This is a genomic window from Ruegeria sp. BB9 (assembly GCF_056539345.1).
Window position 1 is genome coordinate 66,320 of the sequence record NZ_JBQFUU010000006.1, and the last position, 16,024, is coordinate 82,343.

21 protein-coding genes are annotated in these 16,024 nt (G+C 62.6%); 16 read left to right on the forward strand and 5 right to left on the reverse strand.

Annotation, left to right across the window (positions count from 1 at the left end):
• Positions 1-153 precede the first annotated feature (153 nt).
• Genes ffh through trmD form a run of 10 tightly spaced genes read left to right on the forward strand, consistent with a single transcriptional unit; the run spans position 154 to position 6,470 of the window.
• Positions 154-1,662 carry a signal recognition particle protein gene (ffh, locus tag ACR0FC_RS18070; protein ID WP_170342730.1) on the forward strand — a complete coding sequence of 503 codons (1,509 nt, stop codon included), beginning with the start codon at positions 154-156 and terminating at the stop codon, positions 1,660-1,662.
• Positions 1,663-2,271, forward strand: a complete 609-nt coding sequence (locus tag ACR0FC_RS18075; RefSeq protein ID WP_170342732.1) for a GNAT family N-acetyltransferase — start codon at positions 1,663-1,665, stop codon at positions 2,269-2,271. It abuts the gene before it with no gap.
• The gene (locus tag ACR0FC_RS18080) at positions 2,268-2,819 is read left to right on the forward strand and encodes a GNAT family N-acetyltransferase (RefSeq protein WP_170342733.1); all 552 of its coding nucleotides are present in this window, start codon (positions 2,268-2,270) and stop codon (positions 2,817-2,819) included. The genes ACR0FC_RS18075 and ACR0FC_RS18080 overlap by 4 nt, the downstream gene beginning before the upstream one ends.
• Complete coding sequence (locus ACR0FC_RS18085) at positions 2,816-3,112, forward strand: chorismate mutase (protein ID WP_170342735.1); 297 nt, start codon at positions 2,816-2,818, stop codon at positions 3,110-3,112. Before ACR0FC_RS18080 ends, ACR0FC_RS18085 begins: the two co-directional genes overlap by 4 nt.
• A 41-nt stretch (positions 3,113-3,153) precedes the next feature.
• Positions 3,154-3,549 carry a 30S ribosomal protein S16 gene (gene rpsP, locus ACR0FC_RS18090; RefSeq protein ID WP_093965193.1) on the forward strand — a complete coding sequence of 132 codons (396 nt, stop codon included), beginning with the start codon at positions 3,154-3,156 and terminating at the stop codon, positions 3,547-3,549.
• 12 nt (positions 3,550-3,561) lie between these two features.
• Positions 3,562-4,197, forward strand: a complete 636-nt coding sequence (bluB, locus tag ACR0FC_RS18095) for a 5,6-dimethylbenzimidazole synthase (RefSeq protein WP_170342737.1) — start codon at positions 3,562-3,564, stop codon at positions 4,195-4,197.
• A 6-nt stretch (positions 4,198-4,203) separates the two neighbouring features.
• Positions 4,204-4,353, forward strand: a complete 150-nt coding sequence (locus ACR0FC_RS18100) for a hypothetical protein (protein WP_170342739.1) — start codon at positions 4,204-4,206, stop codon at positions 4,351-4,353.
• Positions 4,346-4,849, forward strand: a complete 504-nt coding sequence (gene rimM / locus ACR0FC_RS18105) for a ribosome maturation factor RimM (protein WP_093965189.1) — start codon at positions 4,346-4,348, stop codon at positions 4,847-4,849. Before ACR0FC_RS18100 ends, rimM begins: the two co-directional genes overlap by 8 nt.
• Complete coding sequence (locus ACR0FC_RS18110) at positions 4,846-5,664, forward strand: hypothetical protein (RefSeq protein ID WP_170342742.1); 819 nt, start codon at positions 4,846-4,848, stop codon at positions 5,662-5,664. Before rimM ends, ACR0FC_RS18110 begins: the two co-directional genes overlap by 4 nt.
• Positions 5,661-6,470, forward strand: coding sequence for a tRNA (guanosine(37)-N1)-methyltransferase TrmD (trmD, locus tag ACR0FC_RS18115; protein WP_170342744.1), 810 nt, complete (start codon positions 5,661-5,663; stop codon positions 6,468-6,470). The genes ACR0FC_RS18110 and trmD overlap by 4 nt, the downstream gene beginning before the upstream one ends.
• Here trmD and ACR0FC_RS18120 read toward each other — a convergent pair.
• Complete coding sequence (locus ACR0FC_RS18120) at positions 6,467-7,270, reverse strand: glycoside hydrolase family 25 protein (protein ID WP_170342745.1); 804 nt, start codon at positions 7,268-7,270, stop codon at positions 6,467-6,469. The genes trmD and ACR0FC_RS18120 overlap by 4 nt on opposite strands.
• Positions 7,271-7,665: 395 nt before the next feature.
• Between ACR0FC_RS18120 and rplS the strand changes: the two genes are divergently transcribed.
• Both rplS and rpmE read left to right on the forward strand, forming a co-directional pair.
• Positions 7,666-8,049 carry a 50S ribosomal protein L19 gene (gene rplS / locus ACR0FC_RS18125; protein WP_093965183.1) on the forward strand — a complete coding sequence of 128 codons (384 nt, stop codon included), beginning with the start codon at positions 7,666-7,668 and terminating at the stop codon, positions 8,047-8,049.
• Positions 8,050-8,060: 11 nt separating this feature from the next.
• On the forward strand, positions 8,061-8,282 hold the full coding sequence (gene rpmE, locus ACR0FC_RS18130; RefSeq protein ID WP_093965180.1) for a 50S ribosomal protein L31: 222 nt from the start codon (positions 8,061-8,063) through the stop codon (positions 8,280-8,282).
• A 64-nt stretch (positions 8,283-8,346) separates the two neighbouring features.
• Here the strand turns inward: rpmE and ACR0FC_RS18135 are convergent, their stop codons facing one another.
• Together ACR0FC_RS18135 and ACR0FC_RS18140 are read right to left on the reverse strand one after the other, a co-directional pair.
• Positions 8,347-8,667: a Dabb family protein gene (locus ACR0FC_RS18135; protein WP_170342747.1), complete on the reverse strand. Its 321-nt coding sequence runs from the start codon at positions 8,665-8,667 to the stop codon at positions 8,347-8,349.
• Between the two features lie 25 nt (positions 8,668-8,692).
• Positions 8,693-9,580, reverse strand: coding sequence for an AEC family transporter (locus tag ACR0FC_RS18140; protein ID WP_170342749.1), 888 nt, complete (start codon positions 9,578-9,580; stop codon positions 8,693-8,695).
• A gap of 218 nt (positions 9,581-9,798) precedes the next feature.
• Between ACR0FC_RS18140 and ACR0FC_RS18145 the strand changes: the two genes are divergently transcribed.
• Positions 9,799-10,608 carry a division plane positioning ATPase MipZ gene (locus tag ACR0FC_RS18145; RefSeq protein ID WP_093965175.1) on the forward strand — a complete coding sequence of 270 codons (810 nt, stop codon included), beginning with the start codon at positions 9,799-9,801 and terminating at the stop codon, positions 10,606-10,608.
• Here the strand turns inward: ACR0FC_RS18145 and ACR0FC_RS18150 are convergent.
• Both ACR0FC_RS18150 and ACR0FC_RS18155 read right to left on the reverse strand, forming a co-directional pair.
• Entirely contained in the window at positions 10,605-11,837 is a 1,233-nt protein-coding gene (locus ACR0FC_RS18150) for an adenylate/guanylate cyclase domain-containing protein (protein WP_170342750.1), read from the reverse strand. The two genes, ACR0FC_RS18145 and ACR0FC_RS18150, sit on opposite strands and share 4 nt — an antisense overlap.
• A 59-nt stretch (positions 11,838-11,896) precedes the next feature.
• Positions 11,897-12,349: a MarR family winged helix-turn-helix transcriptional regulator gene (locus ACR0FC_RS18155; protein ID WP_093965172.1), complete on the reverse strand. Its 453-nt coding sequence runs from the start codon at positions 12,347-12,349 to the stop codon at positions 11,897-11,899.
• A 56-nt stretch (positions 12,350-12,405) separates the two neighbouring features.
• On the opposite strand from ACR0FC_RS18155, the gene hmgA reads away from it, so the two are divergent.
• The 3 genes from hmgA to ACR0FC_RS18170 are packed head-to-tail and all read left to right on the forward strand — an operon-like array spanning position 12,406 to position 16,021.
• On the forward strand, positions 12,406-13,761 hold the full coding sequence (gene hmgA / locus ACR0FC_RS18160) for a homogentisate 1,2-dioxygenase (protein ID WP_170342752.1): 1,356 nt from the start codon (positions 12,406-12,408) through the stop codon (positions 13,759-13,761).
• Positions 13,762-13,803: 42 nt separating this feature from the next.
• Positions 13,804-15,060, forward strand: a complete 1,257-nt coding sequence (gene fahA / locus ACR0FC_RS18165; protein WP_170342753.1) for a fumarylacetoacetase — start codon at positions 13,804-13,806, stop codon at positions 15,058-15,060.
• A gap of 10 nt (positions 15,061-15,070) precedes the next feature.
• On the forward strand, positions 15,071-16,021 hold the full coding sequence (locus ACR0FC_RS18170) for an MBL fold metallo-hydrolase (protein ID WP_170342754.1): 951 nt from the start codon (positions 15,071-15,073) through the stop codon (positions 16,019-16,021).
• Positions 16,022-16,024 lie beyond the last annotated feature (3 nt).

Sequence of the window (16,024 nt, forward strand, 5' to 3'; positions counted from 1 at the left end):
GCAACATCCGGAAGCGTCTGTTCTTCCGGTCCCTTGAGTCGTTCAGGGATCGCCCCCCACCAGCGAGTTTCGCCCGTGGGGGCGTTTGTGCATTGACCCGTCTGCCCCTATCTATGGGGCGCCAACCGACAACCGGCGAAGGAGGCCGAAGGCATGTTTGAAAATCTATCCGAACGCCTCTCTGGCGTCTTTGACCGGCTGACCAAACAGGGCGCCCTGTCCGAGGAAGACGTCAAGACCGCCCTGCGCGAAGTTCGCGTGGCGCTGCTTGAGGCTGACGTGTCGCTGCCGGTGGCGCGTGCGTTCGTCAAGAAGGTGCAGGAACAGGCGACCGGCCAGGCGGTGACCAAGTCGATCACGCCGGGCCAGCAGGTCGTCAAGATCGTGCACGACGCGCTGGTCGATACCCTGCGCGGCGAGGAAGACCCCGGCAAGCTCAAGATCGACAACCCGCCCGCGCCGATCCTGATGGTCGGCCTGCAGGGCTCGGGCAAGACGACGACCACCGGCAAGCTGGCGAAACGTCTGAGAGAGAAAGAGGGCAAGAAGGTCCTTATGGCCTCGCTGGACGTCTACCGCCCGGCGGCAATGGACCAGTTGGCGGTTCTGGGCACCCAGATCGGGGTGGACACCCTGCCGATCGTGCCGGGCCAGAAACCGGTGGACATCGCCAAGCGCGCCAAGCAGCAGGCCACGCTGGGCGGCTATGACGTCTACATGCTGGATACCGCGGGCCGTCTGCATATCGACGAAGCGCTGATGGACGAAGTCGAGCAGGTCCGCAACGTGGTCGACCCGCGCGAGACCCTGCTGGTGGTCGACGGCCTGACCGGTCAGGTCGCCGTCGAGGTGGCCGAGGAGTTCGACGCCAAGGTCGGCATCTCGGGCGTGGTCCTGACTCGGATGGACGGCGACGGGCGCGGCGGCGCGGCACTGTCGATGCGCGCGGTCACCGGCAAGCCCATCCGCTTCGTGGGTCTGGGCGAGAAGATGGATGCGCTGGAAACCTTCGAGCCCGACCGCATCGCGGGCCGAATCCTGGGTATGGGCGACATCGTGGCCCTGGTCGAAAAGGCCCAGGAGACCATGGAGCTCGAGCAGACCGAGCGCATGATGAAGCGCATGATGAAGGGTCAGTTCAACATGAACGACCTGAAGATGCAGCTGGAGCAGATGATCCAGATGGGCGGCATGCAGGGCATGATGGGCATGATGCCGGGCATGGGCAAGATGGCCAAGCAGATGGATCAGGCCGGACTGGACGACCGGATCCTGCGCCAGCAGATCGCCATGATCCAGTCGATGACCAAGAAGGAACGCGCCAACCCCGCGCTGCTGCAGGCCAGCCGCAAGAAACGCATCGCGGCCGGTTCGGGCATGGAAGTCAGCGACATCAACAAGCTGCTCAAGATGCACCGGCAGATGTCGGACATGATGAAGAAGATGGGCAAGATGGGCAAAGGCAAGATGCTGAAACAGGCCATGAAAGGCATGTTCGGCAAAGGCGGGCCCAGCCCCGAGGACATGGCTGCGGGCATGGACCCCAAGGCGCTGGAAGCCGCAGCCAAGGCGATGGGCGGCAAGATGCCCGGCGGCATGCCCGGCATGGGCGGCGGCATGGCCCTGCCCCCCGGCCTGAGCGGGTTCGGAAAGAAGAAGTAAGTGACCGCGCCCGTCGCATATCCTTGGGAGGCTCCGGCCACCGGCCCCGCTGCCGCTCTGTCGGCGCGGCTGGCTGCGGACTTGCCGCGGCTGGAGACTGCGCGGCTGGTGCTGCGCGCGCCGCGGATCGGGGATTTCGACACCTATGCCGACATCCTGATGTCGGACCGCGCCAAACACATGGACGGCCCGTTTGACCGGCAGGCGGCTTGGCTAGATTTCTCGCAATACGTCGCGGGCTGGCTGCTGCGCGGCGCGGGAATGTGGGCCATCGAGGACCGCTCGGGCGGTCAGGTTCTGGGGTTCGTGTCGGTCGGCATGGAATTCGGCGACCGCGAACACGAGCTGGGCTATCTGCTGACCGAAGCCGCCGAGGGGCGTGGCTTTGCAACCGAGGCGGCCGAAGCCGCCCGCGACTTTGCGCTGGGTCCGCAGGCCCTGCCGTCACTGGTCAGCTATGTAGACCTCGACAACGCGGCCTCGGTCCGCGTGGCCGAGCGCCTGGGCGCCCAGCGCGACCTACAGGCCGAGGCCGGGTTCGACGAGCCGGTTCTGGTCTATCGCCACCTGCCCGGCGACGAAGATGGCGGGATGGAGGCCTACGCATGACGACCTTCGCCATCCCGACCCTTGAGACCGAGCGCCTGATCCTGCGGGCGCCGCATCTGGACGATCTGCCGGCGATGACAGCCTTCTACGCGACCGAGCGCAGCCACATGGTGGGCGGGCCAAGGGATGCGGCGGGCTGCTGGAACGGACTGGCGAACCGGCTTGGCCACTGGGCGCTGCGTGGCTATGGCCTGTGGCACCTGACCGAAAAGTCCAGCGGTTCTTTCGTGGGCTGGACCGGCATGATCTATGTGCCGGGCTGGGACGAACCCGAACTGGGCTGGACCCTGATGGAACAGGCCGAGGGCAAGGGCCTGGGCTTCGAGGCCGCGCAGGCCGCCCGCGACCACGCGGCGCGCCATCAGGGGCTGAACGGCGTCATCAGCTATATCGCCCACGCCAATGACCGCTCGCGCGCTCTGGCGGAGCGCCTCGGTGCGACCTACGAGCGCGAGGGCGAAGTGCTGGGCAAGTCCGCGCAGATCTGGCGGCACCCGAAACTCGACACGTCAACGACCGATCTGACCACCGAAAGGACCGGCCAATGAACAATCCCGTGACGCGGGCCGCGGCCTTGCTGAAAGACCACCGCGAAAGCATCGACCGGTTGGACGCGATCCTGGTCTATACGCTGGCCGAGCGGTTCAAGCACACGCAGGCCGTTGGCAAGCTCAAGGCCGAACACGAACTTCCCCCGTCCGATCCCTCGCGCGAGGCCGCGCAGATCGCACGGCTTGAAGACCTGGCGAAAGAGGCGGATCTGGACCCCGATTTTGCCAAGGCTTTCCTGAATTTCATCATTCAGGAAGTCATCCGACACCACAAGAAACACCAGAAATAGCCGGAGCTTTCCGGCCAACGCCATCCAAAGGAGATACCACAATGGCAATGAAAATTCGTCTGGCCCGTGGCGGCTCGAAAAAGCGCCCCTTCTACCGCATCGTCGCAGCGGACAGCCGCATGCCGCGTGACGGCCGCTTCATCGAGAAGCTGGGCACCTACAACCCGCTGCTGCCGAAAGACAGCGAAGAGCGCGTGAAGATGAACATGGAGCGCATCCAGTACTGGCTGGACCAGGGCGCGCAGCCGACCGACCGGATCGCCCGCATGCTGGAAGCCGCCGGCGCCAAGGAAAAAGCCGAGCGCAACAACCCTCAGAAGGGCACCCCGGGCAAGAAAGCCCAGGAGCGCGCCGAAGAGAAAGCCGCCAAGGCTGCTGAAGCCGCAGAGGCTGCTGCCGCTCCGGCCGAAGAAGAAGCTGCTGCTGCAGAAGAGTAAACAGGCGGGCGCGTGCAGGATCAGGCTTTCACCGAAGATTTCCGCACGCAGTTCGATCTGTTGATGCGGCTCCGGCGCGATGTACGCCGGTTCCGCACAGACGCGGTGGACGAGGCAGTGCTGACGCGCTGCCTCGACGCGTTTCAGCTGGCCCCTTCGGTGGGGCTGAGCGAACCGTGGCGCGTGATCCGCGTCGAAAGCCCCGCGGCCCGGACCGCGGCGCTGGAGAATTTCAAGGCGGCCAATGACGCCGCGCTGGCGGGTTATTCCGGTGACCGGGCGCAGCTGTACAGCCAGCTGAAACTGTCGGGCATGCAGGAGGCGCCGGTGCAGCTAGCGGTGTTCTGCGATGACGCCACCGACAAGGGCCAGGGGCTGGGCGCAGGCACCATGCCCGAGATGCGCCGTTATTCGGTGGTCTCGGCCGTCACTTTGTTCTGGCTGGCGCTGCGCGCGCATGGCCTGGGGCTGGGTTGGGTCTCGATCCTCGATCCCGACCGGCTAGCCCGCGACCTGTCAGTGCCCGAAGGCTGGCGGCTGATCGGTTATTTCTGCGTGGGCTGGCCCGAGGACTGCTCGGACACGCCCGAACTGGAAACCCATGGCTGGGAGTGCCGCCGCGGCAGCCTGCCGGTGGAAACGCGGTAGGGTGGCATGTTTGGATTGATACGCCTTCCCATCCTGCTGCTGATCGCCTTTATTGTGGGCGTGTTCTTTGAACGCAACAATCAACGCGAAGCCTGCGGCGAAATCGGTGTCTGGGAAAGTGGAATATGCGTGACAACGGAAATGCCCAATGACTGATCTGATCTGTGTCGGCAGCATCGCCGGGTCCTTCGGCGTACGCGGCGAGGTCCGCCTGAAAAGCTATTGTGCGGTACCCGAGGATATCGAGACCTACTCCCCCCTGACTGACGAGAGTGGCGCCCAGCGCTATCCACTGATCATCACCCGCGCAATCAAGAACGGGTTTGCCGCGCGTCTGGGCGGAGTCGAAACCAAGGAACAGGCGGACGCCCTTAAGGGGCTGCGCCTTTATGCCCGGCGCGAGCAGTTGCCATCGCTTCCGGATGACGAATTCTATCACGCCGACCTTTTGGGGCTTGAGGTTTATGACACCGGCGGAACCCTGTTGGGGCGGGTCAAATCGGTGCAAAACCACGGCGCCGACGACCTGCTCGAACTGCACGGGCCGGGGCTGAAATCGACTGTATTCCTGCCATTCACCAAGGCCGCCGTACCCACAGTTGACCTTGAGGCCGGGCGTATCGTCGCCGACCCTCCCGAGGGCCTGCTGTGACGCGGCGCATCCTGCTGCATCTGGGCCTTCACAAAACCGGCACGACCGCCGCGCAATCCTTTCTGTTCGAGAACCGAGCGTTGATCTGGCCGCGCCACGCATTGGTTCTGCCATATGTCACCCGCAAATCCGGGTTATCCGAAGCCGCCACGCGCCATTCGCTGTATGGGACATTCGGTACGCTGTCCGAATTCGGCAATCGCTGGCGCGAACTTCTGGCGACGCTGGATTTCGGGGAAAAGCGCGGCCTGATCCTGAGCGAGGAGAACTTCTCGGGGCTTCGCCCCAGCCGCAATTTGGTTGTGGGATACGCCGAAGCCCCTGATCTGGCCGCCTGCGTGGTCGATACGCTGCGCAACCGGCTTGTCGGGTCGGAACTGGACATCACCGTCTATCTCTCGTTGCGCCAGCGCGGTAGTTGGATCCGCAGCCTCTGGGCCCATGATCTTCAGCGCACGCGGCTTGTGCAGGATTTTGACACGTTCCGCGAGAGGCTCGAAGAGCTCCCTTCGCTGCAGCAGACTGCGGACGCCGTTCGTGATCGGCTGCCCTCGGTTCGAGTGCAGACCGAATGGCTGGAAGACCTACGTGAGCGCAGCTTTGGCCCCGGAACACCTTTTGCCGAGTTCCTGGATCTGCCGCCCGAGAAAGCCGCCCTGCTGGTCAAGCCCACTCGGTCAAACCCGGCATTGCCGCGAGAAGCGCTATCCGAAATGCTCGAGTTGAACCGATCGGGGCTGGACGAGGCGGCGCTGGTCAGACAGAAAGCGCGCATCGTCGAACGCGCCCAAAACAGCCTGACCACGAACACATGACGAACAAACCTGCAAAGTCACATGGCCGCAAGGCTATTCGCCCCACGCTGAAACCGCGTGAGCTGCTGACGCCCACGCCGGACCTGCATGGCGTGTGGAAGGCCAAGGTGATCACGCTGTTCCCATCTGCCTTTCCCGGCGTCTTGGGCGAAAGCCTGACCGGCAAGGCGCTGCAAGACGGGCTATGGCAACTGGAAACGGTAGATCTGCGGCAGTTCGGGGTCGGCAAGCATCGCAATGTCGACGACACGCCCGCAGGCGGCGGTGCCGGCATGGTGTTGCGGCCGGATGTACTGGGGGCCGCGATCGATCACACGATGGATGGGGTACAGGGCAACTGGCCGCTGATCTACCTCAGCCCGCGCGGGCGCCGGATGGATCAGCGCATGATGCAGAACTTGGCCCGTTGCGATGGCATAACCCTGTTGTGTGGCCGCTTTGAAGGCGTTGATGAACGGGTTTTGGAGCACTACGGCATCCAGGAAGTCTCGCTGGGCGATTTCGTCATGACCGGAGGCGAAATTGCCGCGCAGGCGCTGATCGACGCCACCGTGCGACTGCTGCCCGGGGTTCTGGGAAACCAGGCCTCGACCGAGGAAGAGAGCTTTTCGTCCGGCTTGCTGGAACATCCACAATACACTCGGCCAGCCGAGTGGAACGGGCGCGAGATCCCACCGATCCTGATGTCCGGACATCATGGTCGCATCGCCGAATGGCGTCACCAGATGGCGGAAGAGATTACCCGCGCGCGCCGCCCGGACCTGTGGGATGCCTACCTGAAGGCGCGCGGGGAAGCCGACGACTAGGGTGCGCCCGCCTTCCATCGCGCCCAGATATCAGGCGAGCCATTGAAGGCGTTGATGTCCACCCGCCCCTGCACGCCGGGAACCAAACCGGTACCCGTATACTGCCAGAACCGCCAGACTGCCTTAGGGTAGACATTGCGCGGATGCCCCGCGACCGAGCGCAGCCAGAACTCGGTCTTTGGTAGCCGTCCGATACCTGTGTCCTCGTAGAAATCGACCGTGGTGTAGACGATCGGCCGGCGGCCGTAATGTCGCTCCAATATGTCGAGGAACCTTTCCGCCTCGGACCGCACCGTTTTGCCATCGGGGCGCAGGGTGCAGGTTTTGGAATGGGGGGTCCATTCCATGTCCAGCACATGCGGCAGGTCGGCCCCTCGGGGAACGTTGCGAATGAACCAGCGGGCCTGCTCGGCCGCGGGGCGGCAGAAGTAGTAATAGTGATATGCACCCCACGGAACCCCAGCCGCCCGGGCGCCCTGACTATGATCCTGGAACATCGGATCGGCCACGTCGCCCCCTTCGGTCGCCTTAATGAACACGAAACTGACCCCCGAGGCCTTGGCCTGGCGCCAGTCGATCGGTCCCTGCCAGCGCGAGACGTCGAGCCCATGCACGGGATAGTGCTCGGGCCGCCGCCGCTCCCAGTCATGCGGGTCGGCATCCGCAAAGGCTGGGTACAAAACCGAAGGTCCGGAAAGGCCCGCGACCATCGGTTGGTCTACGATTTGGGGCGCCGGCGCACGACGCCCGCAAGACATCAGTGCCAGCGCTAGAACCACGCATAAAATCGCTTTGCTCATCCTGTTGCTCTGCCTCTAAACCTGCCCTCAAATTATGACCCAGAATGCCCGATCCCCGGCACAAGGCAACGTCGCGGTACAGGTGACGGCGGATTCCCACCAAATCCACCGCGATTTGGCCGGAAAACCGGCGATTTGGGCTTGAAATACACGTCCGACTTCCCTAAACGGGCGCAATCTGGTGCCGCCTTTCGGGCGACTCCGGTGTTTTGGGTTGATCGCAGGAACGCACCTGCCCTTCTTCGGATCAGGGAAGCTGTGGAATAACCCGGACCAAAAGGAACATTCGACCTGACCTCTGGCGGGCTGCAGATCGCGGGACCCGGAGAAGACCAAGAGCTCTCAGATCGTGCCCAACTTCGTGGACCAACCACGAGCAGATAGGAGTAACTGCGATGGACCTGATCGCACAGCTTGAGGCGGAACAGATTGCCGCCCTGGGGAAAGACATCCCCGACTTCAAAGCCGGTGACACCATCCGTGTCGGCTACAAGGTGACCGAAGGCTCGCGCACCCGTGTGCAGAACTACGAAGGCGTCTGCATCGCGCGCAAAAACGGCGACGGCATCGCCGGATCGTTCACCGTTCGCAAGATCTCGTTTGGCGAAGGCGTGGAGCGTGTGTTCCCGCTGTATTCGACCAACATCGACAGCATCACCGTTGTCCGTCGTGGCCGCGTCCGTCGCGCCAAACTGTACTATCTGCGTACCCGTCGCGGTAAATCCGCTCGTATCGCAGAAGTCACCAACTACAAGCCCAAGGCTGGCGCCGAGGCGTAAGGAGCGGAAAGATGAAAAAAGACATCCATCCCGACTACCACATGATCGACGTCAAACTGACCGACGGCACCGTGATCCAGATGAAATCGACCTGGGGCGCCGAAGGCGATCAGCTGGCCCTGGAAATCGACCCCTCCTCGCACCCCGCGTGGACCGGTGGCTCGTCGCGTCTGATGGACGCCGGCGGTCGCGTGTCGAAGTTCAAGAAGAAATACGAAGGCCTGGGTTTCTGAACCCACGCCTTTTCGGAATTTCCAAGGCCGTCCCCATGGGGGCGGCCTTTTTCGTTGGCCGCTTCTATTGCGCGTCCGGCACGTCGAGATCAAAGACGATGATCCCGTCAGCACCATTCTGACACAGATCACACAGCTGACCGCCCAACCGGCGGTGTTTCGGGTGTTCGGCATAAGCCTGCGCGGCGGTTCGATCCGCAAAGCGGATCACGAACCCATCGCGATAGTCCTGCGACTTTCCTTCAAAATCGAGATTGGGGCCGCTTTCAAAGGTCAAGACCCCCTCCAGGTCGGCGCATAGCTCGGCCAAGCCGGTCAGAACGGCACGGCGCGCGTCCTGCGGTGCATCTGATCGGAAAGTGAAGAACACGCAGTGCAATATCATGATTTCGGTTCCTGGTTGGGCAAAGTCAGATCCAGTAGGCCAAGGCGAGTGGCAGCACCAGGATCGTCGTCAGGGTTGAGACCATGATGTATCCGGCCACTTCCGGGCCATATTCCGGAACATGCTGGTCGATGAACAGGTATGTCGCAACCGAGGACGGCATCAGGCAGCAGAGGATCAGCGCTCCGCGTTCGACCCCGGTAAAGCCGAACAGCCAGACAAGCGTGGTGGCGATCCCGACGGCCAGAACGAGATGCAGACCTGTCAGAACGACCGCCCGGCCAAGGCTGCCCGTCCGAAGCGTGGCCAGCGTGTGACCCAGTGTCAGCAACATCAGCGGGATCGACAGCCCGCCCAGAATGTCAAAGGATTTGGCGATCGGTTGCGGCAGGGTAGACCCCGTAGCCATCAGCGTCAGCGCGATGATAACCGCATAGATGATCGGAGATGTTGCAAGCTTGCGCGCCGAGAACTCTCCGGCCGGGATCCACATGCCGACCGTGAAAATACTCACCAATACCACGACGACAAAAGCCATCGTATAGGCCATGCCCGCATCGCCCAGTGCCAGCAAAGTGATCGGCAATCCGATATTGCCCACATTGCCATGCATCAGCGGGGTCAGAAACGCCCGCACCGGCCAACGCAACAGCCGCAACGCCAGAAATCCGAGCACGCCGAACGCCGCAATGGCGAGGGCAGCAGCAGCCATCATGTCCAGAAACGTGGCAATCTGGATCTTGGTGGCGGACAGATGGGAGATGATCAGTGTCGGATATCCCACCTTCGAGACAATCCCGCCGATCACCTTGTTGTCGAACGGTGCGCGCGCGACCGCCAGCCCGTACCCCACACCGGCACAGATCAGCACCGGCAGAACGATGTTCAATACGTTCAGGAATACGTGCTCCAAACCGGGTCCTTGCGTCCAAGTCAGTTTGCAGACTGTGGCGACGGACGCCCCGTTTGGCAACATCCAAGCGTCAAGCGGCGGGTATCGCGAAAAAATCCAATTTAGACACTGATATTGTCCCGCAGACCCTACAGGACCGCTTTTCTTCGCGGATCACACAACATATAGTGGGTTCAAACAACGTGTAGGCAAACACGGCGCGACTTGGGAATACAGGTATGGCACATATCATCGTTGTGGGGAACGAAAAGGGCGGCGCAGGCAAGTCGACGGTTTCCATGCATGTTGCAACCGCGCTTGCGCGTTTGGGAAACAAGGTCAGCACCCTGGATCTGGACCTGCGGCAGCGCAGCCTGGGCCGCTACTTCGAGAACCGCCGCAATTTCCTGTCCACGGAAAAGCTGGAACTGCCCAGCCCGCGCCACCATGACCTGCCCGAGATCGACGCAAGCAAGCTCAAACCCGGAGAGAACATCTATGACCACCGCCTGTCCGCCGCCGTGGCCGAGTTGGAGAGCGACAGCGATTTCATCCTGATCGACTGCCCCGGCTCCCACACAAGGCTGAGCCAGGTGGCCCATTCGCTGGCCGACACGCTGATCACGCCGCTGAACGACAGTTTCATCGATTTCGACCTGCTGGCCCGGATCGACTCGAAGGGCGAAAAGATTCTCGGCCCCTCGGTCTATTCCGAGATGGTCTGGAACGCGCGGCAATTGCGGGCGCAGGCCGGGCTGAAACCGATCGACTGGGTCGTGGTGCGCAACCGCGTGGGCACCCAACGCATGGTCAACAAGGAAAAGATGCAGCGCGCCATCGAAATGCTGTCGCAGCGCATCGGCTTCCGCGTTGCCTCGGGCTTTTCCGAGCGTGTGATCTTTCGCGAACTGTTTCCGCGCGGGCTGACTCTGCTGGACCTCAAGGATATCGGGGTGAAACAGCTCAACATTTCGAACATCGCCGCGCGGCAGGAGCTGCGCGACATGATGCGTGAACTGAACCTGCCCGGGGTCGAGATCGACTTCTAAGCCGTCGGCGCGAAGATCGTGAACAGCTCTTTGGGTTCGGGTACGCCGCGCAGCATGTAGCGCCCGACCGAGATCAGTTCCTGTTCGCAGGGCTGAGCGGCGCGGGCCACGTCATCCGAGATCAAGATACGTCGATCCAGCGATCGGTGCATGCCTGCAATACGCGCAGCCTGGTTCACCGCCGGTCCGATCACAGTGAAATCCAGCCGGCTTTCAGCACCGATATTGCCGTAAAGGATTTCGCCCGAATGCAGAGCAAGGGTGAAATTGGCAACCGGCAAGCCGGCGGCAGCCCGTTCCGCGTTGAGCACTGCAATGCGCTCTTGCAGAACAGTCACAGCGGCCAGCGCGGCGCGGGCGTCCTCGTCGATCTCGCCCACGTCGAACATGGCCATCAAGCCGTCGCCCATGAATTTCAGGATATTGCCGCCACAACCCTGAACGACCTCGACCGCCACGGCCAGATAGTCGTTCAGCATCGCGATGATGTCCGACCCCGGAAGGCGTTCGGCCAGGCCGGTAAAGCCCTCGAGGTCGAAATTCCAGATCACAGCGTCGATCTGCTGTAGCGACCCGCGCCGGATTTCACCCGACAGTACACGGTGGCCAGCATCCCCGCCCAGATAGACACGCAACAGATCCTGCGCCATCTTCCGGTTCGCGGCCGATTTCAAGGCGAGGCCCAGATGCGGCAGGGCATATCGGATAAGATCCAGATGCGTTTCGTCGAACCCCTCGGCGTGATCCGTCGCCCAAGACATCAGAACCCCCTCGGGCATCTGGTCCAGCGCGATCCGGCGCTCGGGTTCGACCTTCTGCAAAACCAGCCCGGATGCGAAATAGTCGGTGGCGCCCCTCTGGTGCAGTTCGTTGAGAAACGGAAACCGGCTGGGTTCGTTCTGGTCCTTCAACCTCTCGCGCAGTTCCTTCGCGCCGGTCTGCAGCATCTCGTAAAGCGGGCTGTTCACCCATTGTGCGGGCGGTACCTCGGTGTGTTCGTAATTCTCGACGCTGCCCCCTTCGTCACGGTACCAGTTGAAGCCGGTACCGCCATAAGTGGGGTGATAGGCGCTCTGGGCGGCGTGAAACCGCATCAGGGGAACGCCCGCATCCACAAGCCGCAGGCAATAGCCTTCCAGTATTTCCGACTGTTCGGCCCCCTCCAGCCCCCGGTCCAGCAACCATCCGATCAGGTTTTCGGCGTAGGCTTTGGGGTCGGTGGATGGCATCTTGTGGCTCCGTCTGGTCTGCACCCCACTTGGGGGTTGCGGGGCCAGATTACCAGAGGTCAGTCCATCCCGGCCAGCCGCCGCAGCATCATCCGCAACAGGGCCGCCTCGCCTGTGGTGAACATGCCCGCCAGCCGGGCGTCATAGTCGCGGGCGATGTCGCGCAATTCGCGGTACACCGTCAGACCGGCGGGGGTCAGGGTCAGCCGCTCCATCCGGCGGTCGTTTTCGTCGCGGGTGCGCCGCAGGTATCGGCGCTGTTCCAACTTGTGCACCGCGCGGCTGATCTTGGTCTTGTGCATCTTGGCACGTTCCCCGATCTGCTTGGCGGTCATCTCTCCGTAATTGCCCAGGTGGAACAACACGCGCCATTCGGTGCGCAGCATCCCATAGCGGTTCTTGTAGACCTTTTGAAAATCCAACGAGCTTTCCTCGGCTGCCTGGTTGAGCAGGAAGGGCAGGAAATTTCGCAGGTCGAAGTCATCTTTTTCGGCGGAATCTGGCTGTGTCATGGTTGTTAGTTACAAAATCAACTATTATTCGACAAGCAGCAAACGGAGGAACCCCGATGAATCGTCCGACTGACCCGCACGCTCTGACCCAAGCCAGCACGCCCGTTGGCACCCACGCAGGCTATATGCCCGGCTTTGGAAATGACTTCGAGACCGAGGCGCTGCCCGGCGCGCTGCCGCAGGGCATGAACAGCCCGCAGAAATGCAACTATGGCCTTTACGGCGAACAGCTCAGCGGCACCGCCTTCACCGCCAACCCGCCCGAGCGCACCTGGTGCTATCGCATCCGGCCGTCGGTCAAGCATTCCCACCGCTATGAAAAGATCGACCTGCCCTATTGGAAAAGCGCCCCAAATGTCGATCCAGACGTGATCAGCCTGGGCCAGTACCGCTGGGACGCGGTGCCCCATTCCGACCAGCCGCTGACCTGGCTGACCGGCATGCGCACCATGACCACCGCCGGGGACGTGAACACCCAAGTCGGCATGGCCAGCCACATCTATCTGGTCACTGAATCGATGGTCGACGACTATTTCTTCTCGGCCGATTCCGAGCTGCTGGTGGTGCCGCAGGAAGGCCGGCTGCGCTTTGCGACCGAGCTGGGCATCATCGACCTGGAACCCAAGGAGATCGCCATCATCCCGCGCGGCCTGGTTTACCGTGTCGAGGTGCTGGAAGGCCCCTGCCGCGGTTTCGTCTGCGAAAACTACGGCCAGAAATTCGAGCTGCCGGGCCGTGGCCCGATCGGCGCCAACTGCATGGCCAACCCGCGTGACTTCAAGGCGCCTGTCGCGGCGTTCGAAGATCGCGAGGTGGCCTCGACCGTGACGATCAAGTGGTGCGGCCAGTTCCACACCACCAAGATCGGCCACAGCCCGCTGGACGTGGTGGCCTGGCATGGCAACTACGCGCCCTACAAATACGACCTGCGCACCTACTGCCCGGTCGGGGCCATCCTGTTCGACCACCCCGATCCGTCGATCTTTACCGTGCTGACCGCGCCTTCGGGCGTGCCGGGCACGGCGAATATCGATTTCGTCCTATTCCGCGAACGCTGGATGGTGATGGAGGACACGTTCCGCCCGCCGTGGTACCACAAGAACATCATGTCCGAGCTGATGGGCAATATCTACGGCCAGTATGACGCCAAACCGCAAGGCTTCGTGCCGGGCGGCATGAGCCTGCACAACATGATGATCCCGCATGGCCCCGACAAGGAAGCCTTTGAAAAGGCATCCAACGCCAATCTGGGTCCGGACAAGTTGGACAACACCATGTCCTTCATGTTCGAGACCCGCTTCCCGCAGCACCTGACCGCCTTTGCCGCGAACGAGGCGCCGCTGCAGGATGACTACATCGATTGCTGGACGGATCTGGAAAAGAAATTCGACGGCACGCCCGGCAAGAAATGACACCGGTGGCCCCACGGCCACCGCACCGCACAAGGAAACGCAATGCCTTTGATGAAATCCTGGGTGGCCTCGGCCAATGACGCGAACCACCCGTTTCCGCTGAACAACCTGCCTTATGGCGTCTTTTCGACTGCAGGTTCCGAGCCGCGCTGCGGCGTGGCCATCGGGGACATGATCCTCGACGTGTCCGCCGCCGAGGCCGAGGGGCTGATCACTTTGGGCGACGAGCCGCTGTTCGATCTGCCCTTCTGGAACCCGCTGATGGAACAGGGTCCGGCCGTCTGGGCCGCGCTGCGCGAGCGGCTGACCGCCCTGCTGGCGAAAGGGTCGAAAGAACAGGACAAGGTCGAACCGCTGCTGGTTCCGCAGGCCGAGGCCCATTTTCACATGCCTTTCGCCGTCAGCGAGTACACCGATTTCTATGCGGGCAAGCACCACGCCACCAACGTCGGCACCATGTTCCGCGGCCTGGAAAACGCGCTGCCACCCAACTGGTTGCACATCCCCATTGGCTACAACGGACGGGCCTCGTCTGTGGTAGTCTCGGGCACCGATATCCGCCGCCCGTGGGGGCAGTTGAAGTCGCCCGACCATGACCGCCCCGCCTTCCTGCCCAGCCGCCGTTTCGACATCGAGCTGGAGATGGGCGCCATCGTCGGCACCCCGTCCGACGGCCCGATCACCGTGCAGGAGGCCGACGATCATATCTTTGGCTATGTCCTGCTGAACGACTGGTCTGCGCGCGACATCCAGGCCTGGGAATACCAGCCGCTGGGCCCGTTCCAGGCCAAGGCGACCGCTACCTCGATTTCGCCGTGGATCGTAACCAAGGCCGCGCTGGACCCTTTCCGCTGCGACACGCCCCCGCGTGAGGTCGAACTGCTGGACCACCTCAAGGACTGCGGCCCAATGCTCTATGACATCGAGCTTGAGGTGACGATGGCGCCCGAGGGCAAACCGGCATCCACCATCGCCCGCACCAATTACAAGGAAATGTATTATTCCTCGGCGCAGCAACTGGCGCATCATACCACCTCGGGTTGCCCGATGAACGTGGGCGACCTGCTTGGCTCGGGCACGATTTCGGGGCCGACGAAGGACAGCCGCGGCTCGCTTCTGGAACTCAGCTGGGGCGGCAAGGAACCCATCACGCTGGAGACCGGCGAAACGCGCAGCTTCATCGAGGACGGCGACACGCTGACCCTGAAGGGCGCTGCCCTGGGCGACGGCTACACGATCGGCTTCGGCGATTGCACCGGCACGGTGCTGCCCGCCCTTGAAGACCCATACGCACGATAAGGAGCGCCAAATGGCCAAGGCATTCGCGTCCCAAGGGGACATGACCGAAAAGAAGATCTCGTTCACCGAGGTGGGCGAAGGGCTGTATGCCTTCACCGCCGAGGGCGATCCCAACTCGGGCGTCATCATCGGCGATGACAGCGTGATGGTGGTCGAGGCGCAAGCCACACCGCGCCTGGCGCAAAAGGTGATCGACTGCATCCGGTCCGTAACTGACAAGCCGATCACTCATGTGGCGCTGACCCACTACCACGCGGTCCGCGTGCTGGGCGCCAGCGCCTTCGGTGCGCAACAGATCATCATGTCGGACATGGCCCGCGCCATGGTCGTCGCGCGCGGGCAAGAGGACTGGGACAGCGAGTTCCAGCGTTTCCCTCGCCTGTTCGAAGGCCACGAAAGCATCCCCGGCCTGACCTGGCCCACCACCACCTTCAACGACACGATGACGGTCTATCTGGGCAACCGCCGGGTCGACCTGATGCATCTGGGGCGGGCGCATACCGCCGGTGACATCGTCATCCACGTGCCCGACCAGAACGTGATGTTCACCGGCGACATCGTCGAATATCACTCGGCCTGCTATTGCGGTGACGGGCATTTCAGCGACTGGGGCGATACGCTGGATCAGATCCAGTGGTTCGACGTGGACGCCATCGCCCCGGGGCGCGGCGATGCGCTTGTCGGCAAGGAAATGGTGAACGCCGCCATCGAGAACACCCGCGATTTCGTCGAAAGCACCTATCGCCCGGCCGCCAAGGTGGCGGCGCGCGGCGGCAGTCTGAAAGAGGCCTGGGACGCAGTGCGTGCGGAATGCGATCCGAAATTCTCGGACTACGCCATCTATGAACACTGTCTGCCCTTCAACGTGGCCCGTGCCTATGATGAAGCGCGCGGCATCGACACCCCGCGCATCTGGACCGCCCAGCGCGATCTGGAGATGTGGGAGGCCCTGCAAGGCTGAGAA